The sequence below is a fragment of the Devosia sp. Leaf64 genome (genome assembly GCF_001421945.1).
Taxonomy (GTDB): Bacteria; Pseudomonadota; Alphaproteobacteria; order Rhizobiales; family Devosiaceae; genus Devosia.
In genome coordinates, this window is the sequence record NZ_LMLO01000021.1 from 401,247 (window position 1) to 415,902 (window position 14,656).

13 protein-coding genes are annotated in these 14,656 nt (G+C 61.1%); 4 read left to right on the forward strand and 9 right to left on the reverse strand.

What is annotated here, in order from left to right:
- Window positions 1–91: 91 nt before the first annotated feature.
- Window positions 92–1,093, reverse strand: coding sequence for an ABC transporter substrate-binding protein (locus ASE94_RS14830; RefSeq protein ID WP_062631362.1), 1,002 nt, complete (start codon window positions 1,091–1,093; stop codon window positions 92–94).
- 212 nt (window positions 1,094–1,305) lie between these two features.
- On the opposite strand from ASE94_RS14830, the gene ASE94_RS14835 reads away from it, so the two are divergent.
- Together ASE94_RS14835 and ASE94_RS14840 are read left to right on the forward strand one after the other, a co-directional pair.
- A complete protein-coding gene (locus ASE94_RS14835) occupies window positions 1,306–1,695 on the forward strand; it encodes a RidA family protein (protein ID WP_062631045.1) in 390 nt (129 codons plus the stop codon).
- 8 nt (window positions 1,696–1,703) lie between these two features.
- Window positions 1,704–2,495, forward strand: coding sequence for a creatininase family protein (locus ASE94_RS14840; RefSeq protein ID WP_062631046.1), 792 nt, complete (start codon window positions 1,704–1,706; stop codon window positions 2,493–2,495).
- A gap of 2 nt (window positions 2,496–2,497) precedes the next feature.
- On the opposite strand, the gene ASE94_RS14845 is transcribed toward ASE94_RS14840, so the two are convergent.
- Entirely contained in the window at window positions 2,498–3,202 is a 705-nt protein-coding gene (locus tag ASE94_RS14845; protein WP_062631047.1) for a phosphoribosyltransferase, read from the reverse strand.
- A 55-nt stretch (window positions 3,203–3,257) separates the two neighbouring features.
- Between ASE94_RS14845 and ASE94_RS14850 the strand changes: the two genes are divergently transcribed.
- Entirely contained in the window at window positions 3,258–4,427 is a 1,170-nt protein-coding gene (locus ASE94_RS14850; protein WP_062631048.1) for a M20 aminoacylase family protein, read from the forward strand.
- Here ASE94_RS14850 and ASE94_RS14855 read toward each other — a convergent pair whose 3' ends face one another.
- From ASE94_RS14855 to ASE94_RS14885, 7 genes are all read right to left on the reverse strand, one after another.
- Window positions 4,428–5,321, reverse strand: a complete 894-nt coding sequence (locus ASE94_RS14855; RefSeq protein ID WP_062631049.1) for a nucleoside hydrolase — start codon at window positions 5,319–5,321, stop codon at window positions 4,428–4,430.
- A gap of 37 nt (window positions 5,322–5,358) precedes the next feature.
- Window positions 5,359–6,681 (reverse strand): amidohydrolase, encoded by a 1,323-nt coding sequence (locus ASE94_RS14860; RefSeq protein WP_062631050.1) that lies wholly within the window; start codon window positions 6,679–6,681, stop codon window positions 5,359–5,361.
- Window positions 6,678–7,739, reverse strand: a complete 1,062-nt coding sequence (locus tag ASE94_RS14865) for an ABC transporter ATP-binding protein (protein WP_062631051.1) — start codon at window positions 7,737–7,739, stop codon at window positions 6,678–6,680. The genes ASE94_RS14860 and ASE94_RS14865 overlap by 4 nt, the downstream gene beginning before the upstream one ends.
- Window positions 7,740–7,748: 9 nt before the next feature.
- Complete coding sequence (locus ASE94_RS14870; RefSeq protein WP_062631052.1) at window positions 7,749–8,540, reverse strand: ABC transporter permease; 792 nt, start codon at window positions 8,538–8,540, stop codon at window positions 7,749–7,751.
- Window positions 8,537–9,361 (reverse strand): ABC transporter permease, encoded by an 825-nt coding sequence (locus tag ASE94_RS14875; protein WP_061907078.1) that lies wholly within the window; start codon window positions 9,359–9,361, stop codon window positions 8,537–8,539. The genes ASE94_RS14870 and ASE94_RS14875 overlap by 4 nt, the downstream gene beginning before the upstream one ends.
- Window positions 9,362–9,513: 152 nt before the next feature.
- Entirely contained in the window at window positions 9,514–10,548 is a 1,035-nt protein-coding gene (locus tag ASE94_RS14880) for an ABC transporter substrate-binding protein (protein WP_046141457.1), read from the reverse strand.
- A gap of 117 nt (window positions 10,549–10,665) precedes the next feature.
- Window positions 10,666–11,133: an Lrp/AsnC ligand binding domain-containing protein gene (locus tag ASE94_RS14885; protein WP_062631053.1), complete on the reverse strand. Its 468-nt coding sequence runs from the start codon at window positions 11,131–11,133 to the stop codon at window positions 10,666–10,668.
- Between the two features lie 119 nt (window positions 11,134–11,252).
- Between ASE94_RS14885 and putA the strand changes: the two genes are divergently transcribed.
- Window positions 11,253–14,624: a bifunctional proline dehydrogenase/L-glutamate gamma-semialdehyde dehydrogenase PutA gene (putA, locus tag ASE94_RS14890; protein ID WP_062631054.1), complete on the forward strand. Its 3,372-nt coding sequence runs from the start codon at window positions 11,253–11,255 to the stop codon at window positions 14,622–14,624.
- The last annotated feature ends 32 nt before the right edge of the window (window positions 14,625–14,656 follow it).

Sequence of the window (14,656 nt, forward strand, 5' to 3'; positions counted from 1 at the left end):
CGGCGCGGAAATCGTCAAATCGGTCAAAGTAAATCGCCCACTCTAGGGTCGGAGCGGCGCGGACGTCGTGTCCGCGCCGGTGTCGGAACAATTACTTGAAGAGGTCGACGCCAAGGCCCTGGCAGACATATTCGGTCGTATAGGCCTGGGTAATGTCGATCCCGGCTTCGAAGACGCCTGCGGTGACCATCGAGTCGTAGAAGGTCTTCCAGCCGGCATCGGTCATGCAGCCGATCCCCTTGGTTTCTGCATCGCCGGAGACGGCAATCCCATATTCCTTCATCTTCTCGATGCCATAGGCGATCTGGTCATCCGTCATTTCCGGATTGTCGGACTTGATCAGGTCGTTGGCGGCTTTGTTGTCGCCATAAAGATAGTTGGACCAGCCGATGATCGTCGCTTCCACAAAGCGCTTGGCAATATCCGGGTGCTCATCGACCCAAGGCTTCATCGCTTCGATCGTGGTCGAATAAGGGGCGTAGCCACTGTCGGCGAGCAGCCACACATCGGGCGCAAAGCCGGCTTCGCGCTCGATGGCGAGCGGCTCCGAGGTCAGGTAACCCTGCTGGATCGCCATATCGTCGGCCAGAAACGAAGCCGGATTGAACTGGTAGGGCTCATATTTTTCATCGACGAATTCGGGCCATTGCGACTTCATCCAGGTGAAGTAGCCGCTAAAGCCATCGGCGCTGAGGATATATTTTGAGGCGCCGGCAAGCTCCGGAAAGCTCGCGAACTTGCCCGGATGCGACATCAGGATCTGCGGATCTTTCTGGAAAATCGCCGCGAGCGTAATCGTCGGAATGCCTTCCTTGACCGCGTTGATCGCGCCCGTCGCGCCGCCCATGTAGAATTGTACCTGGCCCGAAACCAGCATCGGCCGGCCCGGCGATTGCGGCCCGCCTTGCATGATGGTCACATCGAGACCGTACTTTTCATAGGTGCCGTCTGCGATCGCCTGGTAGTAGCCACCATGTTCCGCCTGGGCCAGCCAATTGGTTGCGAAAGTGACCTTGTCCAATTCCTGGGCCGAAACCTGCGTGGCGGCAAAGGCCATGGCGGCCAGGATGGTCGTCTTGAGTGTTGCGTGCATCTGCTGCGTTCCCTTGCTCCGATCGTTGCGGAGCTGATTGATTGGGCGATCTCCTTCACCCTGCGCCCACCCTTCCGCACTTGGCTGCAGATGAAAACCCAAAAAATAGGCAGCTTAAGTGAATGCCTGCTATGCGTGCAATTTATATCTGAAAGGGCTGGTCAAGCGCTTTACCTTTGGCTTAGCATTCGCCTCGCAAGCTTTGGATAACCATGACCACCGTCCTAGACCCGACCGATATCCATCCGCCTTTCGCGCCCTATAGCCACGGCATCGTCGTCCCGCCCGGCCAGCGTCTCGTCTTCTGCTCCGGCCAATTGGGCATCGCCGCTGATAAGACCGTCCCGCCCGATTGCTCAGGTCAGACCAAGCTCTGCTTCGACAACATCGCGGCCATCCTCCGCGAAGCCGGCCTCGGCCTCGAACACATCATCCGCATCAATGCCTATGTCACCGGGCGCGAGCATCTCCCCGACTATATGGGCGTCCGCAATGCGCTCTTTGCTGCGCCCTATCCCGCCTCGACTCTGATGATCGTCTCCGGCTTCGCCCGGCCCGAATTCGTCATCGAGATCGAAGTCATCGCCGCCGGCCCAGCCTGAGGAATTCTATGATGCGCAAAATCTGGTGGACCGATTTCTCGGCGAGCGAATTCGAAGGGCTCGACCCTATGAAGACCATCGCCATCCTGCCCATCGCGGCGGTCGAGCAGCATGGTCCGCACCTGCCGGTCGGCACGGACAGCATAATCAACGCTTCCATGCTTTCGATGTTAACGGAATGTTGCCCGAACGACCTCGATATCCGCATCCTGCCAGTGCAGCAGATCGGCAAATCCAACGAACATATCTGGGCCAAGGGCACCATCACCCACACGGCCACCAACCTTATCGATGCCTGGACCCAGATCGGTCTCGAAGTCGCCCGCGTCGGGGTTAAGAAGTTGATTTTCATCAACTCTCATGGCGGCAACGAAGAAATCATGGGCATCGTCGCCCGCGAACTCCGCGTCCGCGCCGGCATGCTCGCCGTCAAAAGCGGCTGGCGTTTCACCCCACCGGGCGTTTTGAGCGACCTTGAACGCCGCCACGGCATTCACGGCGGCGACGCCGAAACCTCGCTCATCCTCCACTTCAAACCGTACCTTGTGGACATGTCGAAAGCGGAGAATTTCGTCTCCGTCGCAGCGCGAGACGAGCAGCAATTTCAATATCTTAGGCCAACAGGCGCCTTCGGCCACACCTATGCCTGGATCGCCTCCGACATCAACCCATCCGGCGCCGTCGGCGACGCTTCCCTCGCCACCGCCGAGAAGGGGAAAATCATCGCCGAAGCAAATGTCGCCGGCATGATCGAAGTCCTCAGAGAGATCGAAGCCATGCCTCTCCCCGGCACGCGATAGAGCTAAACCTCTGGCACCCAACGCTCTTTTTCATTGAGCACAAACCGCGGCGACCGCAACGGCGCAACAATCCGGTCGAGCCACGCCGCCAGCGGCTCCTCCCAATGCCGCCCCTGCAACATCGCGCAGCCGATCGCCACCGGCTCGATCTCCGCCTTCGCCAAAAGCCGCAAAACCGCGCCCATCGACTGGCCCGAGCTGATCACATCATCCACCACCGCCACCCGTTTACCCCGCAAAAGCGGCAGCATACGGGGATCGATATAGAGCGTCTTTGCCGCGGTCGGGCTGGTGATCGATTTCATTGGCTCCGAGAGGTCATCGCGGTACCAAAATTTCCGCGACGTCCCGAGCGGCACCATCCGCGTATGCCCCAGCCGCCGCGCCACATTGGACGCCAGTGGCAAGCCAAGTGTCGGCACGCCAATGATAAATTCCGGCGCCTTCGCCCGCAGCAGCATGACAAGGGCCGCTGCCAAACCGTCCTCAACGGTAAAACTCGCCTGGTTCAAGATCAGCGAAGAGACGACCGATTTGCCATCACCCGGCAGCACCCGTAGCGGCAAGCAGAGCTGCCGCCCGTCCGCCATCTTCGCGGGATAAAAGCCGAGATGACCATCCACCGGCTCCGGTTCGAAACTGCCTGGCGCCGAAAAGGCCTGCCAGAATTCATGCGGCTCAAAACTCGCGCCAAGTCCTTGATTCATCGGTGTGTAACCCGCAAGCTATGTCCCAGAACTCTATCGCAAGACGGTAAGGCCAATGCAATTGGGCAGCAACGATCCCTTCGAACTCGAAGCCATGACCGCGCTGCGTCGCGATCTCCACGCTCACCCCGAACTCGGCTTCGAAGAGGTCCGCACCAGTGCCGTAGTCGCGGAAAAGCTCAGTGAAGCGGGCATCGAAGTCCATCGCGGCCTCGGCAAAACCGGTGTCGTCGGCACGCTCAAAATCGGCACCGGCACCCGCCGCATCGCCCTGCGTGCGGACATGGATGCGCTTGCCATGCCCGAGCTTGCCGACCGTCCCTATAAGTCGGAAACGCCCAACACCATGCACGCCTGCGGCCACGATGGCCACACCGTCATGCTCCTCGCCGCGGCACGCCATCTCGCTCGCACACGCAATTTTTCAGGCACCGTCCACTTCATCTTTCAGCCTGCAGAGGAGGGCAGGGGCGGCGCCAAGGCCCTGCTGGACCAAGGCTTTTTGCAACTGTTCCCCGTGGACGCTGTCTATGGCCTCCACAATATGCCTGGACTTGCGACAGATGAGATGGCGGTCGTCGCCGGCCCGCAATTGGCATCATCGGACAGCTGGACCGTGACCTTCAAAGGCATAGGCACCCACGGCGCCAAGCCCCATCTCGGCCGCGATGCCATAACCGCCGCAGGACATTTCCTCGCCGCCGTCCACACCATTGTCGCTCGTGTCGTCGACCCACTCCAGCCCGCCGTAATCAGCGCCTGCGCGCTCGACGCCGGTGACTTCAAGGCTCTCAACGTCATCCCCGACACCGTGCGCATCGGCGGCACCGCGCGCGCCTATACGCCAGAGGTGCGCGACCTGCTTGAAAAGGAAATCGGCATTGTAGCTCAAGGCATTGCGGCTACCTTCGGCATCGAAGCCGACTACAATTTTCTCCGCCGCATCCCGCCTGTGGTCAATCACCCCGACGCGACACACCGCGCTCTTCGCGCCGCCGCGGCAGCAACTGGCCGCCCCGTCGTCACAGACTTCCCGCCATCCACGGCCGGCGATGATTTTGCTTTTTTCAGCGCCGAAGTCCCCGGCGCCTATGTCTGGCTCGGCAATGGCCCCGCTGTCGATGGCGCGCTGCATCACAATTCGCGCTATGATTTCAACGACGACGCGATCCCAACTGGCGCACACTTCTGGACGACGCTCGTAGAGCAGGAACTTCCGGCCTGATCAGACGAAACCGGTCCGCAACAGCGCCAGGGCGCGCTCTGCATCCACGCACAGCGCGACGTTGACCAGCGATCCGCGCTTGTCCAAAAGCAGTCGGCCGGCATCCGGTGGCTCGCCGAGATCGACATCGAGAGCGAGCTTTTCCAGCCGGAAGATGCCGGGCTCAAGCGCTAGGAGCATCACGCAAGGATCGTGGAGGGCCCGACTTTGCCGGCCATCCTGCATATATTGTCCCAGGACTTCGCGCGCCAATGTACCATGCGGCGTGTCCGGCAGCGCCTCGACATAGTCCAATTGCGCCCGAACCTTTCGGGTTACGTCGAGCGGCACGACCGTCACCTTGGCGCCGCTACCAAGCACCACCGACACCGCCTCCGGATCGGTCGCAAAATTGAACTCGGAATTCGGTCCCGAATTGCCTGGCTCATTCAGCGTCCCGCCCATGACGATGATCTCGCCAATCAAGCCGACGACCTCGGGATGTTCGGTCACGAGATGCGCGATATTGGTCAGCGGTCCCAGCGCCAGAATGTCGATGCTGCCGGGCTCTGCCACGGCCAAGGTCGAGGCAATCCAGGCCGAAGCGCCGTCAGATGCGGGAGCCAAAGGCTCGGGCAGGGTGATACCCTTGAGCCCATCCGCGCCATGTACAATGGCGATGATGTCCTGCTGCTCGCGCGTCAGCGGCACATCGGAACCGCGGATAACCGGGATATCACCACGCTCCATAACGGCCAGCAGGCCGCCTGCATTCAGCGTTGTCCGATCAAGTCCGATATTGCCGCCGACCGTGGTCAGCCCAAGCACCTCGAAGCGACCGCACCCCAAAGCGAACAGAATGGCCAGGGCATCGTCGAGGCCGGGATCGGTGTCGATGATAACGCGCTTCTTCATGATCGCACCATTTAACCACCGCACCGCGCTTTGCGCGCTAGTTCAGGCGGTCGATCCTTTCCATCTCGGCTTTGAATTGCCGCGCAATCTGATTTGCATCGGCAACGACCTTATTCTTATCCATAGTTTGGATCTGCCGGTCACGCATCAACCAACGGCCCGCGACCATCGTGTCGGTCACGTCCGATGGCATGGCCGCAAAGACCAGCGCCGAATAGGGATCGTACATCGGATGCAGACGCGGCGCCGCAAGGCTAATGCGGATCAGGTCCGCCTGCTTGCCGACTTCGAGCGATCCGGTCTTGAGGTTGAGGCTCAGCGCCCGCGCCCCTTCGATCGTTGCCATCCGAATGACTTCGACAGCCGGAAGCGGCTTGCGCGATCCGGCCAGGAGCTTGGCAAACATCGAGACCGGCGCAAACTGGCTGAAGAGATCGAGCGTATTGCCGCTCATCGCGCCATCGCTGCCGATCCCGGCAGGCAGGCCCGCATTGCGCATCTTCTCGACTGGCGCGATCCCGCGTCCCGCCTTGCCATTCGAACGCGGATTGGTGACGACGCAGACCTGCTCGATCGACATCTGCAGGATATCCGCATCATCAAGCTGTAGACAGTGCGCGCAAATCAGGTTTGGCTTGAGGAGCCCAGATTCCGCGATCACCGCCACGCTCGACTTGCCATGATTGTCGAGCGCCCATTTCACCTCGAGAGTACTTTCAGCAAGGTGCATCTGCACCGGCACATCGGGATGGGCCGCCGACCAGTCAGCCACCTGCGCCATGGTCTTGAGCCCGGTCGAATAGGGCGCATGCGGCGCGATCGATGGTGTCACCAATGGATGATCCTTGTACCGATCAACCAGTTGTTCGACGCGCGCAAAACCCTCTTCGAAGTTCTTGTGATCCGGCGGATCGAAGTCCGCGAGCGTTTGTCCGACAATGGCGCGCAATCCCGCCTCGGCGCAAACATCGCCCACTTCGGTTTCGAAGTAATACATATCCGCGACCGTCGTCACGCCACCTTGGATCATCTCCAGAGCCGACAGCGCCGATCCGGCGCGCACCATTTCCGGCGACACGAATTTGCGTTCGAGCGGCAGGATGTAGCGATAAAGCCGATCGTCGACATCCTCACCAAGACCCCGAAACACCGACATCGCCATGTGGCAATGGGCATTCACCATGCCCGGCATAACGATATCGCCGCCGCAATCGACGATCTCGGCGCCCGCCACGTTGGGCGGCGTTCCCGAGCCCAGCGCCTTGATCAGCGGCCCTTCGATCTCAACCCAGCCGTTCTCATGAACGGTCAGGTCATCGTCCATGGTGACAACCAAGGCATGGGTCAGAAGGATGGTCATTCCACGGCCAGAATCGTGCACTGATCAGGCACCGGCACGAGCTTCGCCGCCGAGCCCGGCTCCAGCGGCCGTGACAGCGGACCATTGGCCACCAAGGTGCCGGCCGCCGTTTCGCTCTGATACTGATAGGCGCGGCCGAGATAAGTCCGCAGCCCCAGCGTCGTCGGAATGCCTTCGACGGCCATGTTGTCGGTGACTGAAAGCCCATCGGCACGGCAGGCGAGCACGAACGCATCGGGGATCTCGCCAAAATGCTCGAGCCCCAGCGTCAGTTTCACCCCACCCGCCGCTTCGGCTGTCACCTGCGCCCCATCGCGCGCCACGACCTTCATCGGGACAAGGTTTTCAAAGCCGACAAACCGCGCCACGAAAGCATTGGCCGGGCGCTGGTAGAGGTTTTCAGGCGTATCGAGCTGCATAATCTTGCCCGCATGCATGATCGCCACACGATCCGAGATCGAAAACGCCTCTTCCTGGTCGTGTGTCACATAAACCGAGGTCGTGCCATTGGCGCGCTGCAACTGACGGATCTCAACACGCATATCGACGCGCAGCTTGGCGTCGAGGTTTGAAAGTGGCTCGTCGAACATCAGCAGAGGCGGCTCGATGACCAATGCACGCGCCAGCGCCACGCGCTGCTTCTGCCCACCGGACAATGCACCGGGTAGGCGCTCGGCAAGATGGGCAAGACCGACGCGCTCGAGCATGGCATTGACCCGCTTGGTCTTGTCCGCACCGGAAACGCCGCGCTGCTTGAGGCCAAAGCCGACATTGTCGGCGACACTGAGATGCGGGAACAGCGCATAGTTCTGGAACACGAGTCCGATATCACGCTGATGCGCAGGGAGTCGCGTCAGGTCTTTGCCGCCAAGCGTAATCGTGCCTGAGGTCGGTTGCAGGAAGCCTGCAACAAGACGCAGCGTCGTCGTCTTGCCGCAACCGGAAGCACCGAGAAGCGAAACGAGCTCACCCTCGCCGATATCGAGCGATAGGTCCTCAAGCACCTTGGTCTGGCCGTAGTGGGCGGTGATATTGCGAATGGACAGTGGCTTGGTCACGGCAGACCTCTATTTGGCAAGGAAGGTGAGGCCCAGCGTGCGCTCGACAGTGGCCATCACGGCCACGGTGAGCACCATGAGCATGACCGAAACCGAAGCGACGGTAGGATCGAAAAACTGCTCCATATGCGCAAGGAGCTGAATAGGCAGGGTCGAAATGCCCGGTCCGGTCAGGAAGATCGAGATCGACACATCGTTGACTGAAGTGATGAAGGCCAGAATGAACGCCGCGATGACCCCAGACCGCACATTGGGCAAGAGCACCGTGAAGAAAGTCTTCAGCGGCGGCGAACCTAGGCTGATCGCAGCTTCCTCGATGGAGAAATCGAACGAGGCCAGCGAGGCCGAAATCACCCGGATCACATAGGGCAGGATCAGGATCGTGTGCCCAATGATCAGCGATAGGTAGATCGGCGCATTGAACTGGAAGGCCAGGTTTTTGAGCAGCGAGAAGCCCAGAACCAATTCGGGCACCAGCACCGGCAAAATGAACAGCGTCGACAGCCAGCGCGGCAGTTGGATGCGATAGCGGCTCATCGCATAGGATGCCGGAATGCCGATGATTAGAGCGACGAAGGTCGAAATCACTGCAACTTGCAGACTGGTCAGGATGGTGCGCCGAAACGCGTCGATTTCAAAGATATTCTGAAACCAGCGCAGGCTCAGGCCCTGCGGCGGGAAGGTGAGATAGGTCGTGTCGCTCAGCGCCGAGCCAACGACGATGACCAGCGGCCCCACAAGGAAAATGAAGACGAGGACGGTGAAGCCGATCAGGGCAGGGTGGAGTTTTGTCGGCATCATACAGTCATCGGGTTGAGGCGCCGCGCTGCGGCATTCATGGCGGCCACGATGGCGATGGTGATCACCACCATGATGGCGGCGATGGTCGAGGCGCTGACCCAATCAAAGGTCACCATGGCCTGCTGATACATCAGCGTGCCCATCATCATCACCTGCTCACCGCCCAGCAATTGCGGTGTGGCGTAAGAGGTAAAGCTACCGGTAAAGACAAGCACGGCGCCGACGATCAGGCCCGGCACGGCGAGCGGCAGGATGACCTGGGTGAATGTCGCCCAGGAATTGGCGCCAAGCGAAGCCGACGCCTGGATCAGGTCATCGGGAATGGCTTCGAGCACGCCAACGAGGGTAAGAACCATCAGCGGCACGAAGAGATAGACCATCGCGACGATCACGGAGCCCTGCGTGTAAAGCATCTGCAGCGGCTCGCTGATGATCCCGAGATTGATCAGCGACGAATTGAGAATGCCGTTCTTGCCCAAAATAATCAGCCAGGCGAACGAGCGCACGACCACACCGGTCAACAGCGGAAACACCGCCGCGACGATCAGGATGGATTTGAGCCAGCCTGGCGCGCGCGACACGACATAGGCGGTGATGAACCCGATCACCAGCGCGATGACGGTGACAATCAGCGACACATTGATTGTGCGCAGTAAAACAGTGCGGCGGAAACCACTGGCAAAGAATGCCTGATAGGTGGCGAGGGGACCGCCGGGCGTACCGAACGTCGTATAAATTGTCGCCGCTACCGGGGCGACCAGCCCAAGGAGCACGAGGAGAGTGGCGGGCGACGCGAGCGTCCAACCTGCTAAGCGTTTCATTGGCCTTGGCCTTTGCTGCGGTGGTCCCTCAACCACCGGCTCATTCCCAAAGGACGGGAATCTCTATCTGGCAGTGCATAGGGCATTCCGGACGCGCCGGGAATGAAAGAGTGGGTGTCGGGGCGTTTTGCACACCCCGACACCTCAAAATCTTACATGCCGAAGATTTCGTTCCAGCGATCCACCCAGCCGCCCTTGGCAGCATTGAGCTTGGCGGAGTCGATGCTCTGGAGGCCGGCGATCACGTCCGCGCCATAGGTCCACAGCGAAGCCTGTTCTGGCGTCAGTTCGACCGACTTCACCACCGGCGCGTCAACGCCCTCCTCGGCCAGCTTCTGCTGGATTTCCGGGGAGAGGATGAAGTTGATGAACTGGTAGGCCAGTTCCGGCTCGGCAGCGCCCTTCGGAATATTGACGGTGTTGAGCGTCGCGATCGAGCCTTCCGAGAGATCGGCCCAGACGACGGACGGCACGGCAGCCTGGATCTGGCCGAGTGTGAAGTCCTGCGCCACGGCGGCGGTCACTTCGCCGGTCGAGAAGAGGTTGATCATCTCGGAGCCGGTGTTGTAGTTCTTCACCACGTTCGGCTTCAGTGCTTCAATGCCGGCAAAGGCGCCATCGGCATCGGCGAAGGCATCGACGCCCTGGTGCTCACCGGCCTTGACCACAACCATCGGACCGGCCGTGGTCGTGATGCCCGGCAGCGACAGCGACGAGGCGAGATCTTCGCGCCACAGGTCGTTCCATGAGGTGATCGGCGTCGTTACCTTGGCCGAGTCATAAACGATGCCAACGCGGCCGATCGTATAGGCCGGGCCATAGCCGCCCTGCGGATCCTTGGCGAGGTCGTAAAGACCATCGAGGTTCGTCAGCTTGCTGCGATCGAGCTGCTGGAACAGGCCGAGCTCGATGCCCTGCTGCGAAAAGCTGTCGGAGAAATAGGCGACGTCGACGCCGGCACCATTGCGGATCTGCAGCTTGTTGAGGCGCTCGCCATTGTTGCCGGTTTCGAACTGGATTTCGCAGCCACACTGTTCGCGGAAGGGCGCGAGAACGAATTCTTCGAGCTTTTCGCCATTAAAACCCCACCAGGAAATAGTGAGCGTCTTGCCCTGAGCGAAGGCTGGCGTAGCAAGGCTGGCTGAAGCGAGGCCCAGGAGCAGGGCGGCTTTGATCGTGCGTGACATGTCTTGTTCCTTGCCAGGCGGGGCTCCTGGCTTCTAGTGATTGCAATGCGAGCCTATTTTTGCGGCGCAGTCCGCACAAGTCCAATTTTTAGGCTAGGGTTCGCTTCGCACACAACTTTAGTCGGCATCGTCCTTCACGGCTTCCATTGACACATGTGTGCTCGTATGAGCGACATGCGGCAGGGCGGAAATCTTCTCGCCCAATACCTCGCGATAGGCTGCGATGTCCTTGGTGCGCACCTTGAGCAGGTAATCGAAGCTCGACGCGATCATATGCGCTTGTTCGACCTCGGGCAGTGCACGCACGGCCTTGTTGAATGCAGCCAGCGCGGCCTTTCGCGTGTCCGAAAGTTTGACCTCGACAAAGGCGACATGCGGCAGTCCCAAACGCTCGGGATCGATCACCGCCCGATAGCCGAGAATATAACCCTCGGTCTCCAGTCGCTTGATCCGCGCCTGGCACGGCGTCTTCGACAGATTGACCCTTCGGCTGAGCTCGGCAACGCTCAGGCGACCATCACGTGCCAGTTCATCGAGTATTCGGCGGTCAATCTGGTCCAAAGTTTCGAGAAGTACGGTCTTCATGGTTCATTCGCCTGTCTTGCGCTCACGAATTATCATGGCAGTCACGAGGCGGCCAGAAAAATAGGCGAAACGCCTTTCGTGCTTCTGGCATTTTGAGGCAACGCTTTTGAGTGCACCCCATGACCGACACCACTGCCGTTCGCGATGCCATGCGCGCCCGCATCTATACGGATGAAAACACCCTCGTCCCGGAACTGATCGAAGCCACCGGCCTCGACGATGCCACGCGCAAAACGATCTCAGCGCATGCCGAAAAGCTGGTGACATCGGTGCGCTCGGGCAACAAGCTCGGCCTTATGGAAAGCTTCCTCGCTGAATATGGCCTAGCGACCGACGAAGGCGTGGCCCTGATGTCGCTGGCCGAAGCGCTGCTGCGCGTACCCGACGCCGAAACCGTCGACGCGCTGATCCACGACAAGGTCGGCGGCTCCGATTGGGCTAGCCATTTCGGCGGCTCTTCCAGTCCGCTGGTCAATTTCTCGTCCTGGGCCCTCAACCTCACTGCAGACGTGCTCGGCGATCCCGAAGTGGGCCCCAAGAACGCCCTCCATCGCGCCATCGCGCGGCTTGGCGAGCCGGTCATCCGCACCGCCGTCGGTCAGGCCATGCGCCTCCTTGGCAGCCAGTTCGTCTTCGGCCGCACCATCGACGAAGCCGTCACTAATGCGAAAAAGCCCGAAGCCCTAGGCTACCGCTATTCCTATGACATGCTCGGCGAAGCCGCTCGCACCTCGGAAGACGCCAAGCGCTATTTCAAGGCCTATGCCGACGCCATCGCCACACTCGCCCCGCATTGCACCTCTCCCGCCGTGCGCGACAATCCCGGCATTTCGGTAAAACTCTCGGCGCTGCACCCGCGCTACGAATATGCCCAGCGCGAGCGCGTGCTGATCGAACTGGTTGATGCCACCCGCAAGCTGGCTCTCGCGGCCCGGCAAGCCAATATGGGCTTCAACATCGACGCCGAAGAAGCCGACCGGCTCGATCTCTCGATGGAAATCATCGAAGCCGTGCTGGCCACACCCGAGCTCGCTGGCTGGGAAGGCTTTGGCGTCGTCGTCCAGGCCTATGGCAAGCGCGTGCTGCCGTTGATCGACTGGCTTGAAGCAACGGCAGAAAAGTACGATCGCAAGATCATGGTGCGTCTCGTGAAGGGCGCCTATTGGGACGCCGAAATCAAGCGTGCCCAGGTCCTCGGTCTGCCGGGTTTCCCGGTTTACACCCGCAAGGCCATCACCGACGTCAGCTATATCGCCGCGGCCAAAAAGCTCCTCGCCAAGTCGCGCATCTATCCCCAGTTCGCCTCGCACAATGCCCACACGGCTGCTGCTGTCCTGTATCTGGCGGCGGAAGCCGGCCGCATGAACGATACCTTGGAGTTCCAGCGCCTCCATGGCATGGGTGAGCGCCTCCACGAAGTGCTGCGCACCAATCACGGCACCCGCACGCGCATCTATGCACCGGTCGGTCCGCACAAGGACCTCCTCGCCTATCTCGTGCGCCGCCTTCTCGAAAATGGCGCCAACGGCTCCTTCGTCTATCAGATCGCCGACGAAGACATCCCGGCCGCCAAGGTCGCCGAAGACCCGATCGCCAAGCTGCTCGCCCTCGACACCTTCGCAAACCCCAACATCCCGCTGCCCGATGCCATCTTCGGCGCGCGTCGCAATTCGGCCGGCCTTGACCTGACCGATCCCGTCGCCCTCGGCGAAGTGCATGCTACCCGCGAAGCTTTCCGCCAGACAAAGTGGCTCGCCACGCCTCTGCCGCTCGCCGACGCTGCCAACGAAACGACCCTTGTTGTCAATCCGGCTGACCCCACTGACATTGTCGGCCAGGTCATCTCAGCGTCCACGGCAGGCGTCACTGCGGCGATCTCGGCGGCCGTTGCCAGCACTTGGCCCCAGACCGCAGTCGGTACCCGCGCTGAACTTCTGCGCAAGACCGCCGACCTCTACGAGGCCAACGGCGCCGAACTCTTCGCACTCCTCGCCCGCGAAGCCGGAAAGTCCTCGGCAGACGCGGTGGCCGAAGTCCGCGAAGCGGTCGACTTCCTCCGCTATTACGCAGCCGAGGCAGAAGCCAAGCCGCTTGGCGCCGCCCGCGGTCCTTTCATTGCCATCTCGCCGTGGAATTTCCCGCTGGCAATCTTCTCCGGCCAGATCGCCGCGGCACTCGTCGCCGGCAATCCTGTCGTGGCCAAACCCGCGCCACAGACCCCGCTCATCGCCTTCCGCGCCGTGCAGTTGATGCACGAAGCCGGCATCCCGACCGACGCTGTCCAGCTCATGCCGGGCGGCCCCGATGTCGGCACCGCGCTGACTTCCGATGCGCGCATCGCCGGGGTCGCCTTCACCGGCTCGCTGCCGACGGCCCATCGCATCGACCGCGCGATGGCCGACCATGTCGACGCGAAAGCGCCCCTGATCGCCGAAACCGGCGGCCTCAACGCCATGATCGTCGATTCGACGGCGCTTCCCGAGCAGGCCGTTCGCGATATCCTTGCTTCGGCTTTCCAGTCCGCCGGCCAGCGCTGCTCCGCGCTCCGCATCCTCTACGTTCAGGAAGACGCCGCCGAACGCACGATCGACATGCTCAAGGGCGCGATGGAAGAGTTGACCATCGGCAATCCATGGGATCTCGCCACCGATATCGGCCCGATCATCGATGAACCGGCGCGCAAGAAAATCCAGTCTTACGTGGATCAGCATGCCGCCAAGGTCATCCACGCCATGAAGGCGCCCGCCACCGGCACATTCGTCGCACCCACCGTCATCCGCGTCGGCGGCATCGAGGACATTCCCGAAGAAATTTTTGGGCCCGTCCTCCACGTCGCAACCTTTAAGGCTGAAGAGATCGACCGCGTCATAGATGCCATCAATGCCTCCGGCTATGGCCTAACCTTCGGTATGCAAACCCGCATTTCGAGCCGCGTGAAAAAGGTCTCGGCCGCGGTCCACGCCGGCAATATCTACATCAACCGCAATCAGATCGGTGCGGTGGTCGGCTCGCAGCCGTTCGGCGGTGAGGGCCTTTCCGGCACCGGCCCCAAGGCAGGTGGTCCGAACTATCTTCCGCGCTTTACCAAGAGCCCTGCGCCTCTCCAGGTAAGCGCCGAAACCCTGCCGGGCCCCACAGGCGAAAGCAACGTCCTCCACGTCCTGCCGCGCGGCACACTTCTCTGCCTTGGCCCCAACGAAGCCGATATCGCGGCGCAAAAGGTCATGGCCGATCAGGCCCGCTGCATCCCTATGGTCGCCGCGCTTGACAATTTCCAACTGGCCAACGCGACCAATTTCGACGCCATAGCCTGGTTCGGCGACGATGCCACCCTGGCACGGATCCGCAAGACGCTCGCCGGCCGCGATGGCGCTATCCTGCCCTTGCTAACCAGCACCGACGACATCGGCCGCCTCCAGCACGAGCGCCACGTCTGCATCGACACCACCGCAGCCGGCGGCAACGCCACGCTGATCGCTACAGCGAGCTAATGAAAAAGAGGCCCGCGATAATCGCGGGCCTC

What these genes read in the sequence shown, in the direction of transcription:
- ASE94_RS14830 (WP_062631362.1), bottom strand. Translation starts at nt 1,093, where the DNA reads ATGCACGCAACACTCAAGACGACCATCCTGGCCGCCATGGCCTTTGCC.
- ASE94_RS14835 (WP_062631045.1), top strand. Translation starts at nt 1,306, where the DNA reads ATGACCACCGTCCTAGACCCGACCGATATCCATCCGCCTTTCGCGCCC.
- ASE94_RS14840 (WP_062631046.1), top strand. Translation starts at nt 1,704, where the DNA reads ATGATGCGCAAAATCTGGTGGACCGATTTCTCGGCGAGCGAATTCGAA.
- ASE94_RS14845 (WP_062631047.1), bottom strand. Translation starts at nt 3,202, where the DNA reads ATGAATCAAGGACTTGGCGCGAGTTTTGAGCCGCATGAATTCTGGCAG.
- ASE94_RS14850 (WP_062631048.1), top strand. Translation starts at nt 3,258, where the DNA reads ATGCAATTGGGCAGCAACGATCCCTTCGAACTCGAAGCCATGACCGCG.
- ASE94_RS14855 (WP_062631049.1), bottom strand. Translation starts at nt 5,321, where the DNA reads ATGAAGAAGCGCGTTATCATCGACACCGATCCCGGCCTCGACGATGCC.
- ASE94_RS14860 (WP_062631050.1), bottom strand. Translation starts at nt 6,681, where the DNA reads ATGACCATCCTTCTGACCCATGCCTTGGTTGTCACCATGGACGATGAC.
- ASE94_RS14870 (WP_062631052.1), bottom strand. Translation starts at nt 8,540, where the DNA reads ATGATGCCGACAAAACTCCACCCTGCCCTGATCGGCTTCACCGTCCTC.
- ASE94_RS14875 (WP_061907078.1), bottom strand. Translation starts at nt 9,361, where the DNA reads ATGAAACGCTTAGCAGGTTGGACGCTCGCGTCGCCCGCCACTCTCCTC.
- ASE94_RS14880 (WP_046141457.1), bottom strand. Translation starts at nt 10,548, where the DNA reads ATGTCACGCACGATCAAAGCCGCCCTGCTCCTGGGCCTCGCTTCAGCC.
- ASE94_RS14885 (WP_062631053.1), bottom strand. Translation starts at nt 11,133, where the DNA reads ATGAAGACCGTACTTCTCGAAACTTTGGACCAGATTGACCGCCGAATA.
- putA (WP_062631054.1), top strand. Translation starts at nt 11,253, where the DNA reads ATGACCGACACCACTGCCGTTCGCGATGCCATGCGCGCCCGCATCTAT.